The 5,989-nt window shown below is 66.8% G+C and carries 7 protein-coding genes; 3 read left to right on the forward strand and 4 right to left on the reverse strand.

Annotated features, from left to right (window positions below; genetic code table 11):
- Together QZ281_RS13740 and QZ281_RS13745 are read left to right on the forward strand one after the other, a co-directional pair.
- A partial coding sequence (locus QZ281_RS13740; protein WP_292229271.1) for an SPOR domain-containing protein occupies positions 1–227 on the forward strand: 227 nt, incomplete at its 5' end.
- 47 nt (positions 228–274) lie between these two features.
- On the forward strand, positions 275–2,041 hold the full coding sequence (locus QZ281_RS13745) for a patatin-like phospholipase family protein (protein WP_292229273.1): 1,767 nt from the start codon (positions 275–277) through the stop codon (positions 2,039–2,041).
- Here QZ281_RS13745 and QZ281_RS13750 read toward each other — a convergent pair.
- Genes QZ281_RS13750 through QZ281_RS13760 form a run of 3 tightly spaced genes read right to left on the reverse strand, consistent with a single transcriptional unit; the run spans position 2,007 to position 4,883 of the window.
- Entirely contained in the window at positions 2,007–2,699 is a 693-nt protein-coding gene (locus tag QZ281_RS13750) for an LrgB family protein (protein ID WP_292229274.1), read from the reverse strand. The genes QZ281_RS13745 and QZ281_RS13750 overlap by 35 nt on opposite strands.
- Complete coding sequence (locus QZ281_RS13755; protein WP_292229276.1) at positions 2,696–3,064, reverse strand: CidA/LrgA family protein; 369 nt, start codon at positions 3,062–3,064, stop codon at positions 2,696–2,698. Before QZ281_RS13755 ends, QZ281_RS13750 begins: the two co-directional genes overlap by 4 nt.
- 13 nt (positions 3,065–3,077) lie before the next feature.
- The gene (locus tag QZ281_RS13760; protein WP_292229278.1) at positions 3,078–4,883 is read right to left on the reverse strand and encodes an aminopeptidase P family protein; all 1,806 of its coding nucleotides are present in this window, start codon (positions 4,881–4,883) and stop codon (positions 3,078–3,080) included.
- 116 nt (positions 4,884–4,999) lie between these two features.
- Between QZ281_RS13760 and QZ281_RS13765 the strand changes: the two genes are divergently transcribed.
- Complete coding sequence (locus QZ281_RS13765; protein WP_292229280.1) at positions 5,000–5,758, forward strand: SDR family oxidoreductase; 759 nt, start codon at positions 5,000–5,002, stop codon at positions 5,756–5,758.
- Here QZ281_RS13765 and QZ281_RS13770 read toward each other — a convergent pair.
- On the reverse strand, positions 5,759–5,989 hold a 231-nt coding region (locus QZ281_RS13770), incomplete at its 5' end, for a 50S ribosomal protein L11 methyltransferase (RefSeq protein WP_292229282.1). It abuts the gene before it with no gap.

Below are 5,989 nucleotides of genomic sequence, written 5' to 3' on the forward strand. Positions count from 1 at the left end.
GGTCGGTGCAGGTCGGCGCCTTCCGCGAAGAACGCCTGGCCCAGGACTGGCTGACCGAGATCAACCGCAGATTCCGCCCCCAGTTCACCGGCGCGGAACGCAAGGTTCAGACCGCGGGTGAGTGGTATCGTTCGCGCTTCACCGGCCTGACCGAAGCTTCGGCCAAGTCGGCGTGCGAAGCCCTGGCTGAACGCCGCGTCACCTGCATGGTCGTGCGGCCTGATTAGTTGACGCAGGTCGTGGCGAGGCGGCGGAATCGGCCCTAGATAGACGCATGGCCACGCTTCGTCCCGACACCCTGGAAGCCGCCCTCTCGCGCATATTCGAGGGCAAGATGATGGGGCGAGCCAGTTGGTTCGCCCTGACCGGCGGCGAGCAGTTGTTCGCCGAGGGCGACGAGTCCGACACCCTGTATCTGGTCCGCAGCGGGCGCCTGGGCGTCTTCCGCATGGAACAGGGCCAACCGGGACAGTTCCTGGGCGTGGTGCGGTCTGGCGAGCCGGTTGGCGAAATGGCCATGCTGGCGGGAACCCCTCACACCGCCAGCGTCGTGGCCCTGCGCGACACCGAAATCCTGTCCCTGCCGCGCGAAGCCTTCTTTGAGGCCGCCCGGACCGAACCCGACCTGATGGTCGAACTGTCGCGCCTGATGATTCATCGCGCCCGAGAGCGCGCGGGCGGCGCCACCGAACCCAGCGTCTTCGGCTTCGTCTCCGCCCGCCCCCAGCCGATCCGCGCCTTCATCGAACGGATCGCAGCGGCTATTCAGGCGCTGGGCTTCACCTGCAAGGTCATCGACCAGTCGGCCCTGTCCTCGGCGGCGGAATGGTTCAGCCGGGTCGAAGACGACCACGACTATGTCCTCTATGTCGCCGAACAGGATCAGCCTGCCTGGGCCAATCTATGCACCCGTCAGGTGGACCGGCTGTTCATCGTCGGCAGCGGGCTCTTGGCCCCGCCCACCAATATGCCGCGCCGCGTGGGCTTCGGTGACAACCGCCGCCTGACCGACCTGATCCTGCTGCGTGATCCGCGCATGACCAAGCCGGCAAACACCCGTGTCTGGCTGAATGCGCTGGAGCCGGATCGCTGGTTCCACTGTGTCGAGGGTCTGGCCTCCGACGCCGAACGCTTGGCGCGCGTGGTCACCGGCACGGCTGTCGGTCTGGTCCTCTCGGGCGGCGGCGCGCGCGCCTATTGCCACATCGGCGCGGTCAAGGCGCTGGAAGAGGCCAAGGTGCCGCTCGACTTCCTGGGCGGCTCGTCCATGGGCGCCGTCGTGGCGGCGGGTCCGGCCCTGGGCTGGTCGTTCGAGCGGCTGGATCACGAGATCCGCAGGGCCTTTGTCGAATCCGACCCCCTGTCCGACATCACCCTGCCCCTGATCGCCATGTCGCGGGCGCGCAAGGTGTCCGGCCTGCTGGAGCGGGCTTATGGCGATGTCGACATCGCCGACCTGCCCCTGCCCTTCTTCGCCGTGTCGTCCAACCTGACCTCTGGCCGGATCGTGGTTCATCGCAGCGGCCTGATGCGCAAGGCCATGCGCGCCTCCATCGCCATTCCCGGCGTCCTGCCGCCGGTCGTCATCGACGAACAGGTGCTGGTGGACGGCGCGGTGCTGAAGAACTTCCCCACCAGCGTGATGCGCCAGTTGAACAGCGGCCCGATCATCGGCGTGGACATGTCCCAGACGCGCGGTGTCGATCCGCAGTCGCTGGAGAACCCGCCGTCCTGGTGGAAATGGATCGCTTCCGGCGCCTGGAAGCGCGGCCCGCCCATCGTCTCGATCCTGATGCGGTCAGCCACCATCACCACCGACACTGAAATGGAGCAGTCGCGCGCCGACGCCGATGTCCTGATCCTGCCCAAGACCGGCACGACCGACATCCGCGACTGGAAGGCCTACGACGCCCCCGTGGCGTCCGGCTATGAGGCGACCAAGGCGGCGCTGGCCGATCTGTCCTGCCCGGTGACGGAGCTAAGGCATTGCGCCGATCAAAAGCCGGTCAGATCAGAAGCGCCAGAAACGACAGAAGCGTAGCCGTCGCCACCGCATTCAACGCCATGCCCAGACTGGCGAAGGCGCCCGCCGTCGCATCCACCTGAAACGCCCGCGCCGCGCCTATGCCATGCGCCGAGACGCCAGTGGCGAACCCGCGCGCGCGGAAGTCCGTGATCTTCAGGGCATTGAACAGGGGCGTGGCCACCATCGCCCCGAACACGCCCGCAAACAGCACGATCACCGCAGCCAGAGCAGGCACGCCGCCCAACTGCGCCGCCATCTCCATCGCCACCGGGGTCGTGGTGGCGCGTGGCGCAATGGAGGCTAGTATTTCACGCGGCGCGCCGAACAGAGCCAGTACGCCAACCGCGCTGACCACAGCCGTCACCGCCCCCGCCGCCAGCGCCAAAGTAATCGGCACAGCCAGACGCCGGATCACCGCCCGTTGCGCCCAGATCGGCACGACCAGCCCGACCACCGCCGGTCCCAGCAGGAAGACCAGCATCTGCGTCGCGCTGTAATAGGTCGAATAGGGTGTGCGGGTCAGCAGCAGCACCCCGATCAGCACCGGCGTCGCCAGCAGAACTGGATGGCACAGCGGATGCCGCCCGCTGCGGCGCGACAGCCTGTCCGCCCCCTCGAACACGATCAGGGTCGCCGTCAGCCACAGGATCGGCGAGGACATCAGGCCGCTCATGCCCGCCCCTCCTCGTCCGGCCCGAACCGGCGCAAGGCCCAGCGGAACACCAGCGCCGTCACGCACAGTGTCAGCAGCACCGAGATCACCGTCGCCACGACAATGCCCACGCCATAGCGCGACAGGGCCGCCCCTTCGTCGATCAGGCCCACGGCTGCAGGCACGAACATGATCGACAGATGCGCCGTCAGCCAGCCGGTCACCGCCTCCAGCGTCGGGCGCTCCTTGCGCACCAGCGCCAGCCATCCGACCAGCAGGACCATGCCGATCACCGCCCCCGGCAGAGGCAGCCCCGTCATCCGATGGATCGCCTCCCCCGCCAACTGACAGACCAGCAGCAGGGCGATGGCGCCGATCATGGTCATGCGGTCAGACCGGTCACAGCGGGGCGCAGGCCTCCGTCAGCCAGTTCAGCACCTCGCCATCCAGCAAAGGCCCGACCTTGGCCAGCGTCTCGGCGTGGTAGGCGTCGACATAGACCCGCTCGTCCGCCGTCAGCATGTCCGCGTCGATCAGGTGACGGTCATGGGGCGCAAAGGTCAGTTGCTCGAACCCGTGCATGGGGCGTTCGCCGCCCTCGGGCGCCGTCGCGGGCGTCACCACCTGCAGGGTCTCGATACGGATGCCCCAGTGGCCTTCGCGGTAATAGCCCGGCTCGTTGGACAGGATCATGCCCTCCAGCAGCGGCTGGGGCGTGCCCCATTTGGCAATCCGCTGCGGACCTTCATGCACCCCCAGATAAGAGCCGACGCCGTGACCCGTGCCGTGGTCATAATCCAGACCGGCATTCCACATCGGCGCGCGGGCGATGGCGTCCAGAGCCATGCCGCTGGTCCCGGCGGGGAAACGGATCGTGGCCATGGCGATATGCGCCTTCAGCACCAGGGTGAACATCCGCTTCTGGTCTGCGGTCGGTTCGCCGATCGCCATGGTGCGGGTCACATCGGTCGTGCCGTCCAGATACTGTCCGCCGCCGTCCACCAGCAGCAGCGAGCCCTTCTCGACGTGACGGATCGTACCGCCGACGGGCTTGTAGTGCGGCAGGGCGCCATTGGGGCCAGCGCCCGCAATGGTGTCGAAGCTGAGGTCCTTCAGCGCGCCCGTTTCCTCGCGGAACCGCTCCAGCGCCTCAACCACCGTGCGCTCGTCCGGCAGGGTGTCCTGAACTACAGTGTCGACCCAGTGCAGGAAGCGCGTCAGGGCGGCGCCGTCGCGGATATGGGCACGGCGGCTGCCTTCGATCTCGACGGCGTTCTTGGATGCGCGCGGAATGGCGCAGGGGTCCGCTCCACGCACCACCGTCGCACCCGCCTGCTCCAGACGGTCGAAATACCAGGCGGACGACAGGGCCGGATCAACCAGCACCTTCTGACCGCCCAGACCATCCAGCACCTTGGCCAGTCGCTCGGTCGCCACGATCTGCACCGCGTCGCCCAGCCATTCAGGCAGTTCGTTCGTCACCTTGGCCGGATCCAGGAACAGCCGCGCCGTGCCATCCGCCGCCAGCAGGGCCTGACCAATCGGCAACGGCGAACGGATCACGTCCCCGCCGCGCACATTGAACAGCCACGCAATCGAGGACGGCGCCGTCAGTAGGACCACATCCGCGCCCGCATCGGCCACAGCTTCGCCGATCCGCGTCCGCTTCGAGGCGTGGGCTTCGCCGGAATAGGCATCCTCATGCGGCACGACAGGCGCTGCGGGCTGAGCCGGGCGCGCATCGCCCCAGGCCAGATCCAGCGGATTGACCGCAACGGCCTTCAGTTCCGCCCCCGCCTTCTGCGCCGCGCTCTTCAGCGGGATCAGGGCGTCAGGGCTATGCAGGCGCGGGTCATAGCCGATGACCGAACCCTTGGCCGCCGTCTCCAGATAGGACGCGACATCGTTCAGGTCGCGGCGTTCAAACAGGGCCGGATCGGTCTGGGCCTTCACCTGCACGGTGTAGCGCCCATCGGTGAACATGCTGGCCCGATCCTGAAACACCACCGCCGCCCCGGCCGAGCCGGTGAAGCCGGTCGCCCAGGCCAGACGCTCATTGGCGTCGGGCAGATACTCGTTCTGGTGCTCGTCCTCGTGCGGGATCAGAAAGCCATCCAACCCCTGCTTGGCCATTTCGGCCCGCAGCAGAGGCAGGTGTTTGGCTCCAAAGGACGGATCGGTGGTTTCATCAAAGGTCTGGCGCATGGCCATCCCCTAGGCCCCCGCCGCCTTCCGCTCAAGACATGGGACAACTTGTCTTGGAACGGCCTGCCGCTGGTCCTGTTGTCTTTGGGCACCCCAGAACACGAAAGGACAAAGCGATGGCTCGCTTCACCGGAAAAACTGTAATTGTCACTGGCGCTGGCTCGGGCATCGGCCAGGCTGCGGTTCAGAGGTTCGCGTCAGAAGGCGCCAATGTGCTGGCCGCCGATCTCAACACCGAGGCCATGAAGGATTTCGACGGCGAAAACGTCGTCGCCCATCAGGTCGACGTCTCGAAACTGGATCAGGTCGAGGCCATGGTGAAGGCCGCCGTGGACCAGTTCGGCCAACTGGACGTGATCGTGAACAATGCGGGCGTCCTGTGCGAGGGCACGGTCACCGAGGTCACGCTGGATGACTACCGCAAGGTCATGAACATCAATGTCGACGGCGTCTTCTATGGCTGCCGCGCCGCCTATCCCGAACTGAAGAAGACCAAGGGCTGCATCGTCAACACCAGCTCCATCTCCGGCCTGGGCGGCGATGGATCGATGATCGGCTACAACATGTCCAAGGGCGCGGTCAGCCAGCTGACCCGGTCCCTGGCGCGCGACAGCGGTCGCGACGGCGTACGGATCAATGCCGTGGCGCCGACCCTGGTCCATACAAATCTGACCGCCGAGATGAATGAGGACAAACCGCTGATGGACGCCTTCGCCAAGGCGATCCCGCTGGGGCGCGGCGCACAGCCTGAGGAGATCGCTGCGGTGATCGCCTTCCTGGCGTCAGAGGACGCCAGCTTCGTCCACGGACACGTCATGCCCGTGGACGGCGGCCTGAACGGCTCGAACGGTCAGCCCGATTCGAGCGACTTCTGATCAACCCTTGCGCAGTTGCAGGGCGCTCCAGGCGTCATGGTGGATGGTCTGTTCGACCACGAAGCCCAGCGGCAGATAGGCGTCCAGCACCCGCTCCTCCTGCGTGCGCAGCAGGCCCGACAGGATGGCGACCCCGCCCGACTTCAGCGCGGCGCCGATTTCAGGGGCCAGTTCGACCAGCGGTGCGGCCAGGATGTTGGCGAACACCAGATCATACGGCAGGTGCTGGGC

The organism is Brevundimonas sp., from assembly GCF_018608325.1.
Classification (GTDB): Bacteria; Pseudomonadota; Alphaproteobacteria; order Caulobacterales; family Caulobacteraceae; genus Brevundimonas.

What these genes read in the sequence shown, in the direction of transcription:
- QZ281_RS13750 (WP_292229274.1), bottom strand. Translation starts at nt 2,699, where the DNA reads ATGAGCGGCCTGATGTCCTCGCCGATCCTGTGGCTGACGGCGACCCTG.
- QZ281_RS13745 (WP_292229273.1), top strand. Translation starts at nt 275, where the DNA reads ATGGCCACGCTTCGTCCCGACACCCTGGAAGCCGCCCTCTCGCGCATA.
- QZ281_RS13760 (WP_292229278.1), bottom strand. Translation starts at nt 4,883, where the DNA reads ATGCGCCAGACCTTTGATGAAACCACCGATCCGTCCTTTGGAGCCAAA.
- QZ281_RS13765 (WP_292229280.1), top strand. Translation starts at nt 5,000, where the DNA reads ATGGCTCGCTTCACCGGAAAAACTGTAATTGTCACTGGCGCTGGCTCG.
- QZ281_RS13755 (WP_292229276.1), bottom strand. Translation starts at nt 3,064, where the DNA reads ATGACCATGATCGGCGCCATCGCCCTGCTGCTGGTCTGTCAGTTGGCG.